Annotated in this window: 17 protein-coding genes; 4 read left to right on the top strand and 13 right to left on the bottom strand. The window is 33.5% G+C overall.

Features of this window, described 5'->3' with window-relative positions:
* The first annotated feature begins 57 nt into the window (after positions 1-57).
* Genes GBH57_RS16075 through GBH57_RS16070 form a run of 4 tightly spaced genes read left to right on the top strand, consistent with a single transcriptional unit; the run spans position 58 to position 1,525 of the window.
* The gene (locus GBH57_RS16075; RefSeq protein WP_162851977.1) at positions 58-195 is read left to right on the top strand and encodes a hypothetical protein; all 138 of its coding nucleotides are present in this window, start codon (positions 58-60) and stop codon (positions 193-195) included.
* Positions 192-638: a FixH family protein gene (locus GBH57_RS00990; protein WP_151672187.1), complete on the top strand. Its 447-nt coding sequence runs from the start codon at positions 192-194 to the stop codon at positions 636-638. Before GBH57_RS16075 ends, GBH57_RS00990 begins: the two co-directional genes overlap by 4 nt.
* Positions 638-1,345, top strand: coding sequence for a sulfite exporter TauE/SafE family protein (locus tag GBH57_RS00985; RefSeq protein ID WP_151672186.1), 708 nt, complete (start codon positions 638-640; stop codon positions 1,343-1,345). The genes GBH57_RS00990 and GBH57_RS00985 overlap by 1 nt, the downstream gene beginning before the upstream one ends.
* A 24-nt stretch (positions 1,346-1,369) precedes the next feature.
* The gene (locus GBH57_RS16070) at positions 1,370-1,525 is read left to right on the top strand and encodes a hypothetical protein (protein WP_162851976.1); all 156 of its coding nucleotides are present in this window, start codon (positions 1,370-1,372) and stop codon (positions 1,523-1,525) included.
* Between the two features lie 100 nt (positions 1,526-1,625).
* On the opposite strand, the gene GBH57_RS00980 is transcribed toward GBH57_RS16070, so the two are convergent.
* The 13 genes from GBH57_RS00980 to gnd form a co-directional block, all read right to left on the bottom strand.
* Positions 1,626-2,303, bottom strand: a complete 678-nt coding sequence (locus GBH57_RS00980) for a bifunctional 4-hydroxy-2-oxoglutarate aldolase/2-dehydro-3-deoxy-phosphogluconate aldolase (RefSeq protein WP_151672185.1) — start codon at positions 2,301-2,303, stop codon at positions 1,626-1,628.
* A gap of 18 nt (positions 2,304-2,321) precedes the next feature.
* Positions 2,322-3,362, bottom strand: coding sequence for a sugar kinase (locus GBH57_RS00975; RefSeq protein ID WP_151672184.1), 1,041 nt, complete (start codon positions 3,360-3,362; stop codon positions 2,322-2,324).
* A 190-nt stretch (positions 3,363-3,552) separates the two neighbouring features.
* Positions 3,553-4,317 (bottom strand): SDR family NAD(P)-dependent oxidoreductase, encoded by a 765-nt coding sequence (locus GBH57_RS00970; protein ID WP_151672183.1) that lies wholly within the window; start codon positions 4,315-4,317, stop codon positions 3,553-3,555.
* Between the two features lie 29 nt (positions 4,318-4,346).
* Positions 4,347-5,630: an MFS transporter gene (locus GBH57_RS00965; protein ID WP_151672182.1), complete on the bottom strand. Its 1,284-nt coding sequence runs from the start codon at positions 5,628-5,630 to the stop codon at positions 4,347-4,349.
* A gap of 218 nt (positions 5,631-5,848) precedes the next feature.
* A complete protein-coding gene (locus GBH57_RS00960; RefSeq protein ID WP_151672181.1) occupies positions 5,849-6,556 on the bottom strand; it encodes a FadR/GntR family transcriptional regulator in 708 nt (235 codons plus the stop codon).
* A 318-nt stretch (positions 6,557-6,874) separates the two neighbouring features.
* Positions 6,875-8,188 carry a RagB/SusD family nutrient uptake outer membrane protein gene (locus tag GBH57_RS00955; RefSeq protein ID WP_151672180.1) on the bottom strand — a complete coding sequence of 438 codons (1,314 nt, stop codon included), beginning with the start codon at positions 8,186-8,188 and terminating at the stop codon, positions 6,875-6,877.
* Between the two features lie 12 nt (positions 8,189-8,200).
* Positions 8,201-11,380: a SusC/RagA family TonB-linked outer membrane protein gene (locus GBH57_RS00950; protein ID WP_151672179.1), complete on the bottom strand. Its 3,180-nt coding sequence runs from the start codon at positions 11,378-11,380 to the stop codon at positions 8,201-8,203.
* Positions 11,381-11,692: 312 nt separating this feature from the next.
* The gene (locus GBH57_RS00945) at positions 11,693-12,064 is read right to left on the bottom strand and encodes a cupin domain-containing protein (protein WP_151672178.1); all 372 of its coding nucleotides are present in this window, start codon (positions 12,062-12,064) and stop codon (positions 11,693-11,695) included.
* A gap of 24 nt (positions 12,065-12,088) precedes the next feature.
* Complete coding sequence (locus GBH57_RS00940) at positions 12,089-14,365, bottom strand: alginate lyase family protein (protein ID WP_151672177.1); 2,277 nt, start codon at positions 14,363-14,365, stop codon at positions 12,089-12,091.
* A gap of 243 nt (positions 14,366-14,608) precedes the next feature.
* The gene (locus tag GBH57_RS00935; protein ID WP_151672176.1) at positions 14,609-15,376 is read right to left on the bottom strand and encodes an SDR family NAD(P)-dependent oxidoreductase; all 768 of its coding nucleotides are present in this window, start codon (positions 15,374-15,376) and stop codon (positions 14,609-14,611) included.
* Positions 15,377-15,396: 20 nt separating this feature from the next.
* Entirely contained in the window at positions 15,397-16,485 is a 1,089-nt protein-coding gene (locus tag GBH57_RS00930; RefSeq protein ID WP_151672175.1) for a polysaccharide lyase family 7 protein, read from the bottom strand.
* A gap of 35 nt (positions 16,486-16,520) precedes the next feature.
* Entirely contained in the window at positions 16,521-17,795 is a 1,275-nt protein-coding gene (locus tag GBH57_RS00925) for an Nramp family divalent metal transporter (protein ID WP_151672174.1), read from the bottom strand.
* 21 nt (positions 17,796-17,816) lie between these two features.
* A complete protein-coding gene (gnd, locus tag GBH57_RS00920) occupies positions 17,817-19,703 on the bottom strand; it encodes an NADP-dependent phosphogluconate dehydrogenase (RefSeq protein WP_151672173.1) in 1,887 nt (628 codons plus the stop codon).
* Between the last annotated feature and the right edge of the window lie 8 nt (positions 19,704-19,711).

Raw genomic sequence — 19,711 nt, 5'->3', positions numbered from 1 at the left:
TTTTCTGAAATTTTAATATACCAAAATCTGAAGCGAAGCATAATAAAATAGTAAGCTATGGAAACATCAAAAAAAGAGAATTGTTGTCAAGATTGTGAAAACGGAAACCCAGGACAGAATGAAAGTTGTGCAGCAAAATTGATACTCGATAGTATTAAACAAAAAGTAGAAACTAATAAATCTGAAGTCTTATGAAATGGAATTGGGGAACTGGTATTGTAGTGGGAATGGTAGCATTTATGGCTTTCATATTATATATGGTAATTACAATGAGTACCAACAAAAAGTTCAGTTATGATTTAGTAACTGAAGAGTATTACGCGAAAGAAATGGCATATCAAACCGAAATTGATGCTGAAACAAATATAAATGACCTCAGTGGTCAATTTGAAGGTAAAAAAACAAAAGATGGATGGTTGCTTACTTTTCCAAATGAGATAGAAGCATCTAAAGTTAAAGGAAAAGTGTTCCTATATAGACCGTCTAATCAGAAACTAGATTTTGATTTACCATTAGTACTTTCAGGGTCTAATTTGCTCATACCTGACAATAAGCTGATAGGCGGTCGTTGGAACATTACGATTGAGTTTGAACAAAACGGAACAGAATATTTATACAAAAAATCGATAACTTATTAATGTTACTTTCGGCGCTCATATTTGGTCTTTTAGGTAGTTTTCACTGTGTGGGAATGTGCGGACCTATCGCATTTTTATTACCGGTAGATCGTAAAGATCCTCTTAAGCGTGCCTTTCAATTATCAAGTTATCATCTAGGCCGTATTTTAATGTATTCTTTTTTAGGGGTTATATTCGGTTTTGTGGGTAGAAGTTTAAATCTATTTGGAATACAACAACAGTTGTCAATCGGGATAGGGGTTTTAATGATTATTACAATACTTATACCTACAAAACTTTTTAACCGCTATAACTTTTCTAAACCTATTTACAAGCTAGTTGGAAAGTTAAAAAGTGCAATGGGAACACAGCTAAAAAAGAAAGACCCTGGCACTTTCTTTACAATGGGATACCTTAATGGATTATTGCCTTGTGGATTAGTCTATATGGCTATATTTGGTGCCTTAGCAAGTAGTAGTCCTTGGGAAGGTGGTTTGTATATGGCACTCTTTGGGCTTGGTACAGTACCATTAATGACTACTGCGATTTATTTGGGAAATTTCTTAACAAGCAATGTAAAACAACGAATAGTAAAAATGATTCCTGTATTTGTTGTTATTGTTGGTGCGCTATTTATAGTAAGAGGCCTAGGCTTAGATATCCCTTATTTGTCACCATCTAAAATGGTAGCAGTAGAGCAGGTTTCAGGAAATTATAATTGTCATTAAAACTAACCTTAAAATATTATTTATATGAAAAATCTATTAGTAACACCATTGGTTAATTGGGGAATGGGAGCGGCTATTATTGGTGTTTTTGCACTAGTTTGCGTTGTGTTGGTTTTTGTTGTTTACAGCATGGCTAGTAGCGATAAAAAAGCAAAAGATTCTTCAGAAGAATCTCATTAATTTTAGCAATTTCAGCTTTCAATAATTAAGCTGTTTGATTAAGAAAATTTTATTAAAAAAGAAAAGCCATAACTTTTAAGTTATGGCTTTAAATATTTAGTTAAGAGTTCTTCTGTTTAAGCTCTGAAATTATTTCCATCGCCTCTTTCGTAAGTGCCTTAATTTTAGGATAATCAAAGTTTCCTTCAGAATCTTTAATCATCAATTTAGAGCCCATTCCTACACAAGTAACACCAGCATTGAACCAACCTGTAAGATTTTCTTTAGTAGGCGATACACCACCCGTAGGCATTATACTAGTCCATTGACAAGGTCCTTTTATAGCTTTAACAAAGTCAGGACCATAAATACCACCAGGAAATAGTTTAACGATTTCACAGCCTAATTCTTCGGCTCTTGCTATTTCAGTTAAAGATCCACATCCTGGAGACCAAAGCACTTTTCTTCTATTGCATACTAAAGCAATATCTTCTCTTAGCACAGGAGTCACAATAAAATTTGCACCTAACTGCATATATAATGAAGCCGCTGCTGCATCAGTTACAGAACCTACACCCATTATCATTCCTGGTAATTCTGCGTTTGCATATTTTATTAATGAAGTAAAAACTTCAAATGCAAAATCACCTCTACTTGTAAATTCCATTAAACGTGCACCACCGTCATAACAAGCTTTTAAAACTTGTTTTCCAATTTCAACATCCTTATTATAAAAAAGTGGTACCATACCAGTAGTTTGCATCGTTTGTGAAACTTCTAGTCTTGAGTATTGAGCCATAGTTTTAGTGTTATTTTATTATCTGGCTACACGACCTGAAGAGTCGCCACCCATTAATTTTTCTACTTCTGCAACTGTTGCTAAGTTTGCATCTCCTTTAATAGTGTGCTTTAGGCACGAAGCAGCAACTGCAAAATCTAATGCATTTTGATCATCTTCTGGGTATTTTAAAAGTCCATAAATTAGACCTCCCATAAATGAATCTCCACCACCAACTCTATCAACAATATCGGTGATTTGATATTCATTAGATTTGTACATTTGCTTTCCGTCATATAAAACGCCAGCCCACGTATTATGTGATGCTGAAATAGATCCTCTTAAAGTTGTAATTACTTTTTTAGCTTTCGGAAATTTTTCCATCATTTGTTGACAAACAGATAGAAAAGCTTCAGCTTTTACATGTTGACCTTGTGTTGTAATATCAAGTCCTTCAGGTTTAATTCCAAAATGCTTTTCGGCATCTTCTTCATTTCCTAAAATGATGTCACAGTAAGAGGTAAGCTCTGTCATTATTGCTTCTGGTTCAACGCCATATTTCCAAAGTTTGGCTCTGTAGTTCAGGTCTGTAGAAATTGTAATTCCCATTTCGCTAGCTACTTTGACTGCTTCTAAACAGGCATCTGCTGCTCCTTGCGAAATTGCAGGAGTAATACCTGTCCAATGGAACCAGCTAACTCCTTCAAATGCTTTTTTCCAATCAATCATTCCAGGTGTAATTTCTGAAATAGCCGAGTGTGCACGATCATAAACAACTTTACTACCTCTACTAACAGCACCAGTTTCAAGAAAATAAATACCTAAGCGATCACCACCGTATATTATTTTATCTACTCCAACACCCCTTTTGCGCATTTCCATCATGGCACATTGCCCAATATCATTTTGGGGTAATCTTGTTACAAAATCTACAGGAACGCCATAGTTAGCTAGGGATACTGCTACATTTGATTCACCACCACCGTATACAACATCAAATGTATTTGTTTGTGAAAATCTTAGAAAACCAGGTGGAGATAACCGAAGCATAATTTCTCCAAAAGTTACAACTTTACTCATCATTATATTTTTTGTGGAATCAAGCTAAATGCGTGATTTCCGTTGATATCAATATTTTTTACAGCCACTTTTAAACTTTTTTGTTTTTAGTTTATTAGCAACAAAAATTTATTATTTCTTTAGGTGTACGTAAAACCTTTTAGTTTAACAATTACACTTTTAAAAGAAATTAGAATGGTTAGACCTAAAATTAAATTCCTAACGCTTGTCCACCACCAATTTGGATAGTTTCAGCAGTAATAAAGGCAGCATCTTTGCTTGCTAAAAAAGCAACTACAGAAGCAACCTCTTCAGGTTGACCTAATCTACCTAGCATAATATTGTTTTTCCAAGAAGCAAACACTTCTGGCTTAGTAGATTTTATTTGTGCGTGGAAAGGAGTGTCAATTGTACCAGGAGATACTGCATTTACTCTAATTCCGTATTCAGCTAAATCTTTAGCTAATGCTCTTGTAATTGCATGAACTCCAGCTTTAGACGTTCCATATATCCCTGCACCTGGTCCACCAGCATTCCATCCTGCATTTGACGTATAGTTAATTATTGTTGGGTGTTCACCGTTTTTTAAGTAAGGTATAGCAGCTCTTGAAGCAAAAAATACAGAGTCTAAATTTAACGCCATTACATTTCTGTAAAATTCCGTTGTCATTTCTTCAAATCTTGATCTTCCACCTAGTCCACCTGCATTGTTTACTAATACGTCAATACGGCCATATTTGTCACCAATTGCTTTTATGTTTGAAGATACTTGTTCCTCATTAGTCACATCAAATGGATAGAATTCAGCTGTGATACCTTCATTAGTAAGTTCCTTAATTTTTTCAGGTCCTTTTTCAGTATCGATACCATTTAAAATAACAGTATATCCATCTTTTCCTAATCTTTTAGCTACTTCAAAACCAATTCCACCAGTTGCTCCAGTTACAATCGCTACTTTATTTTCCGTTTTACTCATAATTATTTTTTTTGCTAGTTTTAATTCGTTTAATGTTCTGTATTTACTACTAATTTTACTTTTCTTATTAAAAAGAATATTGATAACACTCCAAGTATAACTGATACTGTAATGGCTATAAATGCGGGAGTATATGATCCTTCTGTTGTTATTCTTCCAATAAACCAATTCATTATTATAGGAGATATTGCTGCAATAGTTCCAGCCAATCCTGCTAATGTACCTACTGAAGGTCCTCTAAATAAATCACTTGATAATGTTTGAATATTTCCGATAGCGAATTGAAATCCAAATAACGCTAGTCCGGCTAAGTATATAAATGTCATATAATTAGAATCGTCAACGAAGAGTATAATTGAAACAAACCCAATGATAATCATTAGACTTCCTAAAACAATACTTGCTTTTCTTCCAATATCTACATTTGTACGTTTGATTATAGCTCCTGTAAATAGACCACCTAAAATTCCTCCTGCTGCTGCCATTAAATAAGATATCCACATTGTTTTTCCTATTTCTTCAATACTCATGTCGAATTTTGCGTGTAAGTAAATTGGCATCCACCCAGCAAAGAACCACCATATTGGTTCGATGAAAAATCTACATAATAAAACACCCCAAGGTTGTTTGTAGCTTAAAATTTTTCCTACACTTAAACTTTTAGCTCCTTCAATATCTACGTTGTTGTTTTTAATACGATCATTCAGCAATAAATTTCTTTCGTCTTCTGTAATCCAAGGGTGATCTTTTGGTTTTGATTTATTAAGTATTAACCAAGGAATAATCCATAATAATCCTAAAACTCCTAATATGATATAGGTTGATTTCCATCCAAAATGGGCATATAAATAAACAATTACAACTGGTGCAATAACATTACCAATAGATGCACCTGAGTTAAAAATACCTTGTGCTAAAGCCCTTTGTTTTACTGGAAACCATTCTCCATTATTTTTAACGGCTCCTGGCCATAATCCAGCTTCACCGAGCCCTAGAAGTCCACGAACTATTGATAGTGTTACAATACCTCTTGCTAGTGCGTGAAATGCTGCTGCTGCAGACCAAACTACAATAGAGACAACAAAACCTAGTCTTGTTCCTATTTGATCATACAATCTACCTGATAAAAACTTACTTGCTGCATATGTTACCATAAAGATATTTAGCATTAATGCATAATCTGAATTATCCATTCCTAAATCTTTCCCCATTTGAGGCCATAACAAAGCAAATGCTGTTCTGTCAATGTAATTAATTACGGTGGCAATAAATATCAAGCCGATAATCCACCATCTAAGTCCTTTTACTTTCATTTTTTTTTTGTTGAATTAAATGTCATATAATTTAATATATGGCACATAATTATTATGTCAAACTATATTTATAGTTCGATTAAGGGGGTAAATTAAATACTTAAGGAAAGTTTACTTTTGAGTAGAAAATTATTCTACATAGTGAACTTTACCTCCCTCCATTTTTTTTTTTTTCTAATTCGTGAAACAAAGTGTGCATCAGTGTTTCAGTGTTTAACCTATAACTCTACATTATAGCAATATTTGTAAAGCTCTTTAAAGTGCTGCTTCATTCTTTTCTTTGCAAGCTGTGGGTTTTGTTCTTTAATAGCCATGTAAATTTGTCTATGCTCTTCAATTCCAGATTGTGCTAATGTTTTATCACAAACATGATATTTTTCAAAATTTGTTATTATTTCCGGAGTAATAATTAACATAAATGTATTCATTGTACTATTTCCGCTCGCTTTAGCAATAGCTAAGTGGAAAAGTAAATCTTCTTGAACTGCATCTTCACCATTATTAACTTTTGAAGCATAAGCATCAAGAGCATTTTTCATACTTATCAGGTCTTCTTCAGTTCTTCTAATAGCTGCTAATCTTGACGTTTTTAATTCAAGTAAAATTCTTGTTTCAACAAGCGATTTGAAATCTGGGTCTTCAAGACGTAAAATATCGTCTATCATTCCGTTCATAGCAACAACGCCAATATTTGCCACGAAAGTTCCACTTTGAGGAATAGATTTTAATAAGCCGTATAATTCTAACTTCTGAATTGACTCACGAACCATATTTCTAGAAACCTCAAACTTTTCAGAAAGCATTCTTTCAGAAGGAAGTTTATCTCCAGGCTCAAGATTTTTATTATTTATCAGATTCCTGATTTTAACTATTACTTGCTTCTGAAGAGAGTAGTTTTCGTTTACGTTAAGAACTTCTACTTTCATAAATTTTATTTCTTCGATAATTGGTTAACCAAATTTATATTGTTTAAAGTTATAAAAACTAAAATGAACTAATTAATAATTATAATACTATATACTTTAATCTTAAAATAAGTTTTACTGATCTATAGAAGATCAGTAAAACTTTTAACAAAATTCAACGACTAATTAAATAACTGTTATTTATATTTTTTTGATTTAGTATACTGTAAATGATTTAAAAAATTGTTTTGATGCTTTTAGTATTATAGTTCTGATAACACTGATTATTTATACTTACTCACATCAAAACAAACTCACAACAATATCTTTTCATTTTTTTTAGTAACCAGCGTTTTGAGTAATAACTCCGTCACTTGCAAGTACTTCAGAAATAGGCACTGGAAATAAATGATAATTAGGGTTTATTACTTGTCCCATTTCAGCATCTACAGTTCCAGTTCTAACTAAATCAAACCATCTTTGTCCTTCAAAAGCTAATTCTAGTCTTCTTTCATCTTGGATAGCTTGTCTAACTAACTCTTGGGTATTAATTACTGTATCATCTAATGGATCAACTCCAGCTCTTGTTCTAATAGGATCTAAAAGGTCAAGTACTTCTTCAGCATCAGTTCCATTTTCATTTAAAGTTTCAGCATATAAAAGGATAACATCTGCTAATCTTATTTCAATCCAATCAACATCAGCACCTCCCGTTTGAGGATATTTTGGCGAAGCCGAAACTGTCTCATCGATAGTAACAGCTCTCCTTAAATCTCCTGGGCTAGCATCAAATGCTGCAATTAAATCAGAATCTAATGGATCTAATGCTTTTGTGTCTAGACCAAAAAACCATTCCCAAAATTCAGAGAAACCATACTCATCTTCTACTGAACTAGAAACTTGTGTTGAGAAGATAATTTCTGAATTTAAATCGTTAACAAAGATATCAGCGAAGTTTTCTTGTAAGCTTACATCTGCATCATCAGCTCCACTAATTACACTAGCTAAAAGTGGTTCTGCACTAGCAAAATTACCCATATGCACATAAACTTTACCTAATAATGCTTGAGCAGCAATTCTAGAAGCTCTTCCGTTTTCAATTGTAACACCTAAAGTATTAATAGCATCTTGTAAATCTGGAATGATTACATCATTATATACTTCAATAGCTGGTTGTCTAGTTAAATCGAAAGTAGGGATGATATCAATATTTGCAGTAGTAAGTATTACAGTAACATCACCAAATACTTGGACTAGTTTAAAATATGAAAGTCCTCTTAGAAATTTAGCTTCAGCAACATGTGTAGCATCTGTTGAGTTTTCAATTACATTATTTGCACTCAATATAGATTTATATAAAGCTGTGTAGAAAGGTCCAAAAAATTGATCCTCCATTACAGTTAAATCTGGTCCGTATTCATCAAATTCTGTATAAGGAGATTCATCCATAAGTGCATTATCTGCTCTAAAGTCTCCCATTACTGCCATTGGAGTAACTGCTCCTAGTTGATAGTAATATGCAGCATTTAAAACTCCTTCAAAATCTGTTAAGGAATCTGCACTAGCAACATTAGATGGAACTTCATCTAAATCTGTACTGCATGACATTGTTAAAAACAATGATCCTAATAATAATATATATACTTTTTTCATCTTGTCTTTAATTTAAAAATTAACATTAATACCAAACGTAAAGCTTCTTACAATTGGACTTGCACCTACTTGAACTCCGTATGTAGTAGGTCCTAAGTAACCACCATTTGAAGTTTCAACACCTTCTGGGTTGAAAGATGTATAATCATCTCCCCATAGGTAAAGTAAGTTAGTTGATGCAACATATACTCTTGCTGAACTAATACCAACTTTGCTAACTAAATCTTCTCTTAGTGTATACCCTACAGTTAAGTTTCTTAATGCTAAGTATGATGCGTCTTGAATTTGTGCATCTAATTGATTTCTTGATTGTGTGTAGTGTAATCCATTGTGATCTGCAATACCATCACCATTTTCATCAAAACTATCACGTAATCTTCCTCCAAATTCTGAGTTATAGTAGATAGGGTCTACATTAAATACATCACCACCTTGTGATCCTTGAACCTGGAATGACATATCAAAATCTTTATAGCTAAATGTACTATTGAAACCATAGTAGAAATCTGGTGTGTTTTGACCTATTTTAACTAAATCTCCACCTTCTTCAACAGTTTTAGTTCTGTCAATTACTCCATCACCATTTTGATCAACAACATAGTATTCTGAACTATTAATACCAATTGCTCTTGTTGGATCTTCAATGAAACTATCTTCAACAGCTCCAGTTGTTTCTAATCCCCACATTTCACCAATTTCTCCACCTACATAATTTCTAAATACGGGACCTCTACCACTTTGACCATAGATAGTTTGTGGTAATTCAGTAAGACCACCAAGATCTGTAATTTCGGTATTTACTGTAGAAATGTTAGCTCCAAAGTCCCAAGTGAAATCATCTCCACGTACAACTGCAGCATTTAATTCAAGTTCAAAACCTGAACTTCTAACATCTCCAGAGTTAAGTCTAATTGATGTAGTACCGAATACTTCAGAAACACTTTGGTTAATTAGGATATCTTCAATATCAGATGTGTAGTAATCCATTCCTAATTTAATACGATTGTTGATAAATCCTAAATCAATACCGTAGTTAGTTTCTGTGTTTGTTTGCCAAGTTAAATCTGAGTTAGCAACTTCCGAAGGAATTAAGAATCCTGTTCCTAATTCCGTAGATTGAGGGTTTAATAAACTCAATGAACTATAGGCTCCTAAATCTGATGTAGTTCCTAAAGAACCAGTACTAAATCTTGGTTTTAATAAGCTTAAAAATTCTAAGTTATAGAAAGATTCGTTATGTACATTCCATCCTAATGAAAGTGCTGGGAATGTTTTGTATCTATTATTAGCTCCAAAACGTGAATCACCATCTCTTCTCACAGATGCTGATATTAAGTAACGATTGTCATATGCGTAGTTAATTCTACCGAAAACACTCCATCTTGAGATTGCTTCATCTCTTTCGGTTACAGTGATATCTTCTGGGTCTAAAAGGTTGTAGTTAATAATTGCGCTAAATGGAACGTTAGTACCGCTTATAGAAGTTCCTTTAAATTTGATTTTTTGAAATTCAATTCCCGCAACACCAGAAACATCGTGGTTGCCTATTTGTTTAGCATAGTTAAGTGTAGTTTCACTTAAAGTTGAAGTTTGTTTTACATCAGTTTCATCTAAAGCAGTTTGATTAGATCGTGCTCTTGAATCAAATTCTAGACCTCTGTAGAAATAATCTTTTGTATCTCTAATGTCAGCACCTAAAACAGCTTTAATATTTAAATCCTCTGTAATGTTGAATTTCAAATATGAAGTAACATTAGCAAAGAAAGTTTTTTGCCATCTGTCTGTGTTGTCTAATTTGGTTGCTGGTCCTGCATCTCCAGATCCACCAATACCATTTCCGCTTCTTCCATAATGCCAGTCTTGTGCAGTATCACCAGGTTGTAATGTGTAAATACTGTTGTTGAAAGGAGCATCGCCACCTCTGTAACCGTCATCAAAAGGATCAAGACCTAAACCTTGTGCTTGTTGATCTAAACCTTGTACGTATGCAATAGAAGCTGCAGTGTGATAAATAGGACTGATGCTATATGCTCTAAGTAAATCTCTCATATCGTGACCTACTATATCTCTGTCCGAGGTAAAACCATTAAAGTTTAATCCTGTTTCAAATTTGTCGCCTAGTTTAGCTTCAACATTTAAACGAGCATTAAGTCTTTCATAAGCTTGAGTTTGAACAATACCTTCTGTGTTTTGGTATCCAACTGAAGCAAAGTAGTTTGCTTTTTCAGTACCTCCACTATAACTAAAGTCGTGGTTAGTACTGTATCCATTTTGGAATAACCAATCTTCTACAGCTACAACATCTGGTGCGTTTCTGTATGCGTTAATTTTATAATTTACGAAGTCTGGGTCTAATTCAGAAACATCATAAGTACCATTTGCAATACCTGTTTCTAATGTGTTAGCCCATTCTCCAGCTGTCATATTTATATTGTCTCTTCTATATCTACTTGAAATACTGGTGTAAGCATTGTAGCTAAAAGTAGGCTCTCCAGTTTTACCTTTCTTTGTGGTAACTAATATAACACCATTTGCACCTCTTGAACCGTATATGGCTGCAGAAGCAGCATCTTTCAATACTTCAATGCTTTCAATGTCGTTAGGGTTAACTGTAGCTAAACTTCCTGAAATAGGATATCCATCAACTACAATTAATGGGCTAGAATTACCATTAATAGATGACGCAGCTCTAACTTGGATCTTAGGATCTGCACCAGGAGCTCCATCTTGATTTTGAATTAAAACACCGGCAAGTTTACCTGCAAGTGCGTCATCTACACGACTAGATTGAATAGCAGCAAGATCTTCACCAACTACTTTAGCAACTGATCCAGTCACGTGACTTTTTCTCTGTGTTCCATAACCAACTACTAACACTTCATCAAGTGTATTTTCATCTTGTTTCAAACTTACATTTAATGTTGTTTGATTTGTTATTTTGACTTCTTGTGTTAAAAAACCTACATATGAAACTGATAATACATCTCCGCTCTTTACACTTACAGAAAAATTTCCATCAAAGTCTGTAATTGCACCAGTAGAGGTTCCTTTTACAATAACGTTAGCTCCGGGAATACTCATTTGATCGGCAGCTGAAACTACAGTACCTGAGAGGGTGTAGTTTTCTTGTGCAATAATTACAATGCTGCTAAAGAGCATCATGATTAAAGTTAGCTTCGTTTTTAAATTCATAATCGAATAATTTAAATTTTTAATGATTAGTTAATCATAGAAACTTAATAATACAGATTGCGTTTATTGTTAAAACTAATTAGTAATTTTACGAATCATGTATTAGTAAGCTACTACGTGAAATTTTACTTCCCTCCAAAGAAGTATTTTGTTAAAAAGGATAGGTGTGCACCTGTCCTTTTTTTTGGTTTACCAAATTGGTAAACCACTTTGGTAAACCAAATATATTAAGTTTTATTTAACAAAAAAATAATATTAAGTTTATTTTCATTTTATTTCGCAAGATTTTTGCGGATTGTATAATTTATACTATCATTTATTACCAAAATACGAAACTTCACCTCCAGTTAAGAAATCTTCTCTAACTGGACTAAATGTATCTATTAACATTCCTTCCTCAAGACAGACTGCGCTATGTAATAGATTTGGCTCAATATAGACCCCGTCACCTGCTTCAACAATTTTCTTCACTCCATCAATTTCAAATTCAAATTTCCCAGACACACAAAAAGTTGCCTGTGTATGAAAATGTTGATGTGGAGAACCTAATGCACCTTTTTCAAATTTTACTTTAACCATCATTATTTGGTTATCATACCCTAAAAATTTTCTTGAAACTCCTCCTCCGAGTTCTTCCCATTGCATTTCTTTTGTAATGATGTATTTTTCGCTAAATCTTTTCATAATGTATATTTTATTCGTTTTTAGTTATTTGAAATAATAAGTACCAGTCCACTGGTAATTAGTATCATTAATTTTTAAAATATGTTCTGCATCTTTTGAAGCGTTAATGTTTGATGTAATAAACAATTTAGTTTTTCCATCTTCATTAGTTATTGTTACTGCTGTATAGTCTATTGTATCTATAACGACTTTTAACTCCTTTATACTACTGTTAGAATTTACTGCGGATTCTGTAACTGGACTATAATTACCATGTGCTTCTATAATAGAAACAAAAGTTGTGTTTTTTGTATTTTTTCTTCTTAGCATTAAAGCCGCTTCTCTTCTTAGATTGAAGTCTGGATCATTTGCGCCTATTCTTGTAAAGAGTATTTCATCATTAGTATTGGCTACAGATGTTAGACTATAAAACTTCCCTTTGTTTAACCAAGAAAATTTAGTGTTGTTATTCTTTGGTTTTGCTGAACCTTCTAGATATAAATGTTGGTAACCGTTCTTGCTTCCTAAAGCTTTTAAGGTTTTTGGAGTATTATACTCAAAATTAGCAGCTAACACTTGGCCAAAAAAGTAAAATGGGAAGTCATATTGATTTGCTTTACTAGAAGTTATCTTCATAATATCTAATAAATAGGGTTTTTCAAAATCTTCATCTTTTATGATAGCCATAGTTCGAAGCATTTCGGTTCCAGGATAGGCATTGTCTTCTTTTGCACTTACTACATGGACGTTTTCATTTTCCGAAGAAAAATAATGTAATATAGAATGATGTTTACTTCCTATTTCATATTTCCCTTCAAAATGAGAAGTTTCATTTTGTGTTACTGTGTTATGTGCAATTGTTTGTTTTGCCCAAGTCTTATTTTCTTTTAAATAATTACCGCCACCTTTTTGTTCTATATTTACAAAACGAGCTAAGCCGTAATCTTGAAGTACCTCTTCACCTTTTTCATATAATGAATATGAAAGCTTGTCATAATGACCATGACTTGAGCCTTGTGCTGCATATTTAAATACAAGCTCAATGTCTTCATTTCTTAAAATACTTACACCACCTTGAGTACCTTTTGGCCCATCAGCTAAATTTATTGACTTTTTATTGAATGGTTTTGTTTCTCCGTTTTTAATGCCAAGAGCAACTGCTAATCCAGAGTCGTCTAATAAAACACGGTTTTGTTCTTTAGCAATACTTAATAATCCAGGGTCTTTGTTACCATATTTGTATGATATGTCTACGGCTGTAACTAGAGCAGAGGTGTAATAAGACATTCCTTTTTGACCATCATTAAGTGGGAAAAAGTCACCATCTGCATCTGTTAAATTTAATAGTGCATTAATTGATTTAAGTAATACACCTTCTTTATAGTCAAATATTTTATATTCAGGTTTAACATTGTTGAGTCCTTCAGCAAAAACTAAAAATGGATACATAGCATAACGCTGATAGTAGGGTCCTTCGTTATAATAACCATCTGGTGAGAAAGGTTCTTCTATATTGGCTAGGAAACCAGCTTTACCATCTTTATTAATAAATCCACCATCGTTATCTTTAGCTGTTTTATCTAATTCTGCTCCTTTAATTCCGAAAAGTGCACGGTCAATTAAAACGGAATCGTTCATTACTAAACCAATCATCCCAACAGCTGCATTACCCCAAGTACTGTGGTTGTGTACTCTATTATAAAATTGAGGGTTTTCAACAGAAATGTAATCTGCAAAAGGTCTAAATAAATTAGTCTCTAATTTGTTGCGTTCTTCTTTTGATAAGTAATTATAGATACAATCATATGCTTGACTTACATATACTAACCAGTTAGAATCGTTTAAGCATTGCCAAAACAGTTTACCTCTAGCGTATGATCTTGTTTTAGGGTGTACGGGTAATGTTTTGTACATTTCCTCATATTCCATAAGCATGTCTTTTACATACTTGGCATACTTTTCATCATCTAGAATTTGGTATAAAACTCCTGCTTTTTGAAGTGTTTGCCAATTCCTCTTATGTCTAGAATGAGTGTATCCACCTGAATAATCTTTTGGAATAGGAACTTCAATTCCAAGTGCAATTTCAGCATCAATTTCGGCTTTAACTTTTTCTAGTGTTTCATCAAATATTGGAATGCTTCCTAAGTTAGCGCGTATTTTTTCAACCCCTGCTTTAGTTATAATTAATGAAGGATGTTGGTTGTTTGATATTTCCGAAGAAGAAAGTGTAGGGGAGGATGTTTTTTCTTTTGAACAAGAAATAAGAGTAAATAGAATTGAAATGAAAATTGCTTGTACACGATACTTAAAAATACTCATTTTATTGATTTTGAAATAACACCTAGGCCCAATTGAGTTAGTACCTCTGCTAAAATAAAGTAGCATCTAAAAATGCTTTAACAAGCTGATTTAATACTAAATATTAATAGTATAATAAATTGGTAAACCAGATTGGTAAACCAAATATACACATATATTATTACTGACCAATAATTTGGATATCAACTTTACTCTTAAAGCTGTCTAGGTGTTACGTTTTTCAAAAATCAATTGTACGTATGTTTACATGTTGTAAACACCACCATTGATATCTAGTGTAGCGCCTGTAATAAAGCCATCGTATTCTGAGGCTAAATAGATTATTGCTCTTGCAACATCATCTGCGTTTCCTGCTCTTTGAATAGGAATCCCTGCGGTTGTTTTATCTGCGGACTCTTTTGTAGTGTGCGTATTATGGAATGAAGTTCCAAGGATTAATCCTGGAGAAACTGCGTTTACTCTAGTTCCTTGTGGTCCTAACTCAGCAGATAATGCTCTTGTAAATGTTAAGATAGCGCCTTTACTTGTTGAATAAGCAAGTGAACCTGGGTGACCACCTTTACGTCCAGCGAGTGATGCTAAGTTGACTATGCTACTATTTTCATTTTTAGCTAGATATGGTGCTGCTGCTCTTGTGACAAACATCATCGAAGTAAGGTTGATATCCATCACTTTTCTCCAAAAGTCCGTCTCCATTTCGTTAAGCATTTTACGAGCAACGAGTGAACCAGCATTATTAATTAATATATCAAGTTTTCCAAACGTTTCAACTGTTTTGTCAACCATGGTGTTTGCGTCGGCTTCTTTTGTTAAGTCGCCACCTATAGCAATTGCTTTTTGACCTTTACTCGTTGCATAATCAACTAATTGGTTTGCTGTTTCAGCACTAGAAAAATAGTGTATGGCAACATTTGCACCGCAATCAATAAAATGTTTGGTAATTGATTCTCCAATTCCTTGTGCGCCAGCAGTGATTAATACATTTTTACCAGCTAGTTTATTGTTGTTCATAATATTCTTAATTAATTAATTTAATCGTTTTTAGTGAAATAACCTTCGTTTGAAACTGCATTATCACTTACTGAAATGCTGCCAGTTTTAAACCATACTTCTGCATAGTTTCCGTCTGCATATTGTTTTATAATATCGCCATCATGTGTTTCAGCACCAGAACACCAGTTTTTGTTTACTTCGGGAGATTTTCCGTTGGTTTGATTGTAGCAACCAAGCTTGAAAAAACATCCTTCACCTGTGTAAGCTTCTTCACGTTCTACGCCATCTTGACCAATAGGTACAAATAAGTTTTTTGTTTGTTCAGGAATGTCAGCAGTTGTGGTGTATTCAGATTTAATCAGGTTTTTTGTGAATGTTTTTGTTTCGTGGCCATCGCTCATAAACTTTAATGTCATAATACCATTTTTAACTTCAATTTCATAACTGAACGCTTCTCCTAATTCAATACCTTCTTTTGGTTCTTCTGGAGATGTATTTGCTTCAGTACCAACTATCGAAAAATCGTTACCCCAAACGGCTGTAGAGTAATCCCATCTTCCAGAGTTATCATCACCTGCAGTGTTGATTTCATAATGCCAAAAAACAGAACCTTTAGTGTGCCCTGGGAATTTCTTATAAAATATTTTTAGAGGTTCATTTTCGTGTTTGTCCGCACTATGTATTTGACCAACAACCACCGAGTGAGAAGCTGCAACGCGAGCATCACCTGTTGCCGAAACATTCATTACTTTAAGAGTAGCGGTCAATTTATCATTGGCTGTTTTAGGATACCATTTTTTTGTTTGTGCTAATTCGGTTCTGGTATTATTAGAGGTTCCGTGAGTATCACCTCCATTTGGTGATTTAAAAACAACCCAATTTGTTGTTCCATCGTTTGTAGTATAAAAGTAGTCTTTGTTTTCAAAATTATTTATAATTCCTGCATTAGAGCCGTCACCTAATATTAATTTCCAGTGATCAAAAAATGGTATCACGTCATTTGCATAAGCTGTTTTTGCAACCTCCTTGTTGTTTGTTTTTTTAGCTTCATTCTTGCAGCTAGTAAATACTAGAATAAGACTAAGTATTATAAGTGATAACGTTGGTGAGATGTTTCTTTTTTTCATAGTATGATAATTTAGTTTTTTATTTTAATTGATTCCTAGAAATACTCTAACAATGCCACTATTCCAGTATATGATATGACTAGTGCGAAAAATAGAGCAGCATATAACCCGATGTAAACTCCCGTGCTAGTTTTGTAATCTTTCATTACTTTTTTACTGCTAAGCATTAGAATAATTCCTAGTACTACAGCGGGCAGTACAAACACGTTAAATACTTGTGACAGGATTTGAACTTCAACAGGATTTGCACCAAAAGCAGGGCCAATTAGTGCTACAAAACAAGCAATACCAGTAATAACTCTAAACTGGCGTGAGCTAGTGTCTAAAGTTCCAGATTGATAATCTGCTACTAATAATGGTGCGATTAATAAACATGGAAAAATAGATGACAAGCCTGCACTAAGCGCTCCAAAAAAGAAAATAGTTACAGCCCATTTACCAGCAACTGGCTCTAAAGTGTTCGCCATATCTAGTACTTGTGTAACTTCTTTTCCTTGATAATATAAAGCTCCTGCAGCTACAGCCATAATAACTCCACTAATAACAAAAATTAGCATAGCAGCCGTAATAGAATCTTTCTTTTGTTGGTTTAAATTTTTAATAGTCCAACCTTTTCCTTTTACAAATAATGGGCGTGATAAAAACGTAGCTGAAGCCATAGTAGTCCCCACAAACGCTGCGACTAGCATTTTTCCTCCAGGAACATCAGGAATAGTTGGTATTAATCCTTTAACCACATCTAATGGTAGTGGCTGCACAAAACATAAGGAAAGGATAAAAGAGAACCCCATTAGTGTAACAAAAACAACAAGTATTTTCTCGAAAAAGGTATACTTACCTACTAGCATTAATAAGTAAAATGTTACAATGATTATAACTGCAATAGCTAAAACCGTTTCATATTTATAGGCGCCTAACCCATCAAAATTGATAGCAAGTATTTCATATATAATATTTGATGAAATTCCTAAAATACCCATTAGCGAGTTCCATTGTCCAAACGTAATCCCTATAATTATTAATATTGCTAAAGCTTTACCGTATTTTAAATGTTTTTTAAACCCAAACAACGCTGTGTCACCTGTTAAAAGAGCATAATTTCCGTATGCAAACATTAAGACTCCGGAAAAAATACAGCTTAACAATAGTACCCATAAAAGCTCCATATTAAACTTGCTTCCAGCAACAATCATAGAGGTTACACTTCCTGTACCTATAGTATAACCTATGGCAAAAATACCAGGACCAAAACCTAAAATGACGGCTAGTATTTTCTTCAAAAATGATTTATTAGGGGCAGACGCTTCCATAATGTTATTGTTGGTTTGTTATTATTTCCAGTTGGTGTGATGATTCATTATTCCATTATCATCGTTTCTTTTGTAGGTGTGAGCTCCAAAATAATCACGCTGGGCTTGTAGTATATTTGCTGAAGAATTTTTAGTTGTAATCCCGTTAAAAAATTGAATAGATTCACCTAAACAGGGTACAGCTATATCATTAAGTACACATTGTGAAACCACTTTTTTTATTGAGGGTTTGTATTGGCTAAGTGTGGCTATAAATGTAGCATCGTTCAATATATTTGGCGTCTCTTTAAAGACGCTAACTAGCTCTTGCATTAAAGTAGATTTAATAATGCAACCGCCAGTCCATATTCTAGCAATCTCACTCAAGTTTAAATCCCAAGAATAAGTTTTTGATGCTTGAGAGATCAATTTAAAACCTTGATAATGATTTATTATTCTGGCAAATTGATATGCTTCATGTACGACTTCAATGTTAATATTGCCTATTGTATTATTAGTGTTTCTGAAATTTTCAGCATTTGAAACTCGCTCTTCTTTATGAAATGAAGTATAACGGGCAAATAGGGCAGAGGCTATTAAAGTGCTTGGAACACCTAGTTCTGCTGAAGCAATTGTAGTCCAGTTTCCGGTACCTTTATTACCTGCCTTATCTAAGATCTTTTTGACTAAATAGTCATTACCTTCTTTTTTCCGAAGTATGTCAATAGTGATTTCTAGTAAATAACTATAAGAGCTTGTTTTCCAGTACTCTAAAGTATTAGCAACTTCATCCAGATTTCTGCCTGATAGTTCTAATATTGAACTTACTTCAGCAAGTAATTGCATCTCAACGTACTCTACACCATTGTGAACCATTTTAATAAATTGGCCACTTCCTTCAGGCCCTATATAGGTACAACAAGGCAAATTATTTTGATCCTTTGCAGCAATCGTTTCTAAAAATGGTTTTACATTGTTATAAGCGTTTAAATCTCCACTAGGCATTATTGATGGACCTATTAATGCACCTTCTTCTCCACCAGAAACTCCAGTTCCTATAAAGTGAATACCTTTTGTTTTTAAATAATCAAACCGTTCTTTAGTTTTTAAATAGTTAGAATTTCCTCCATCAATTAAAATATCATTTTCAAATAAATGTGGGAGTAAATCTTCTATTACAAAGTCTATTGTTTTACCTGCATTAACCATTAACATAATCTTTCTAGGTTGTTGCAAAGAATTTACAAAAGCCGCTAGGTCATCAAAAGCAGCTGCACTTGACAACTCAGCAAACTGTGCTTTGAAATTTTGAGCGACATTTTCTTCAACACCTTCAACATGTCTATTGTACATGGATATTTTAAAGCCATTGTTGGCTAGGTTTCTACATAAACTTTTTCCCATAACACCTAATCCAAAAAGTCCAAATTGAGATGTATCCATGATATCTGATTTAATAATTTTAATAATGTTTTCTGGAGATAAACTAATATCAACTTTTAATGAATCATTAGGTTCTTCTAGTGTATCAAATTGCGATTTTAATAATGCAGAAGGCATAAAATGATTAGATCTACTTTGTAGTCTATCAAAAATTTGCTCCATAGATCCTGATAGAAATACCCATTTAATATCGTTTTGAACTTCGTTACTCAATGTATCACGATACTTTTGTTTTAATGCAGAACAGGCTATTACACAACCGCCATTAGACAATTGTTTTTTCGCTAAATCATTAAGTGTTTCTAACCAGCCTTGTCTGTCAGTGTCGTTTAGCGATTCGCCATTGGACATTTTTTTTATATTACTTTCAGGATGAAAATCATCACCATCAAAGAATGAAATATTTAATTCTTTGGCTAGTAGTTTTCCTATGGTGCTTTTTCCACATCCAGAAACTCCCATTACATATATAATGCTATTTGTCATGGTTAAAA

It is taken from the genome of Patiriisocius marinus (assembly GCF_008974325.1).
Lineage (GTDB): Bacteria > Bacteroidota > Bacteroidia > Flavobacteriales > Flavobacteriaceae > Patiriisocius > Patiriisocius marinus.
The sequence above is the reverse complement of the archived record's forward strand: the minus strand, read 5'-3'. Positions and strand labels throughout refer to the sequence as shown.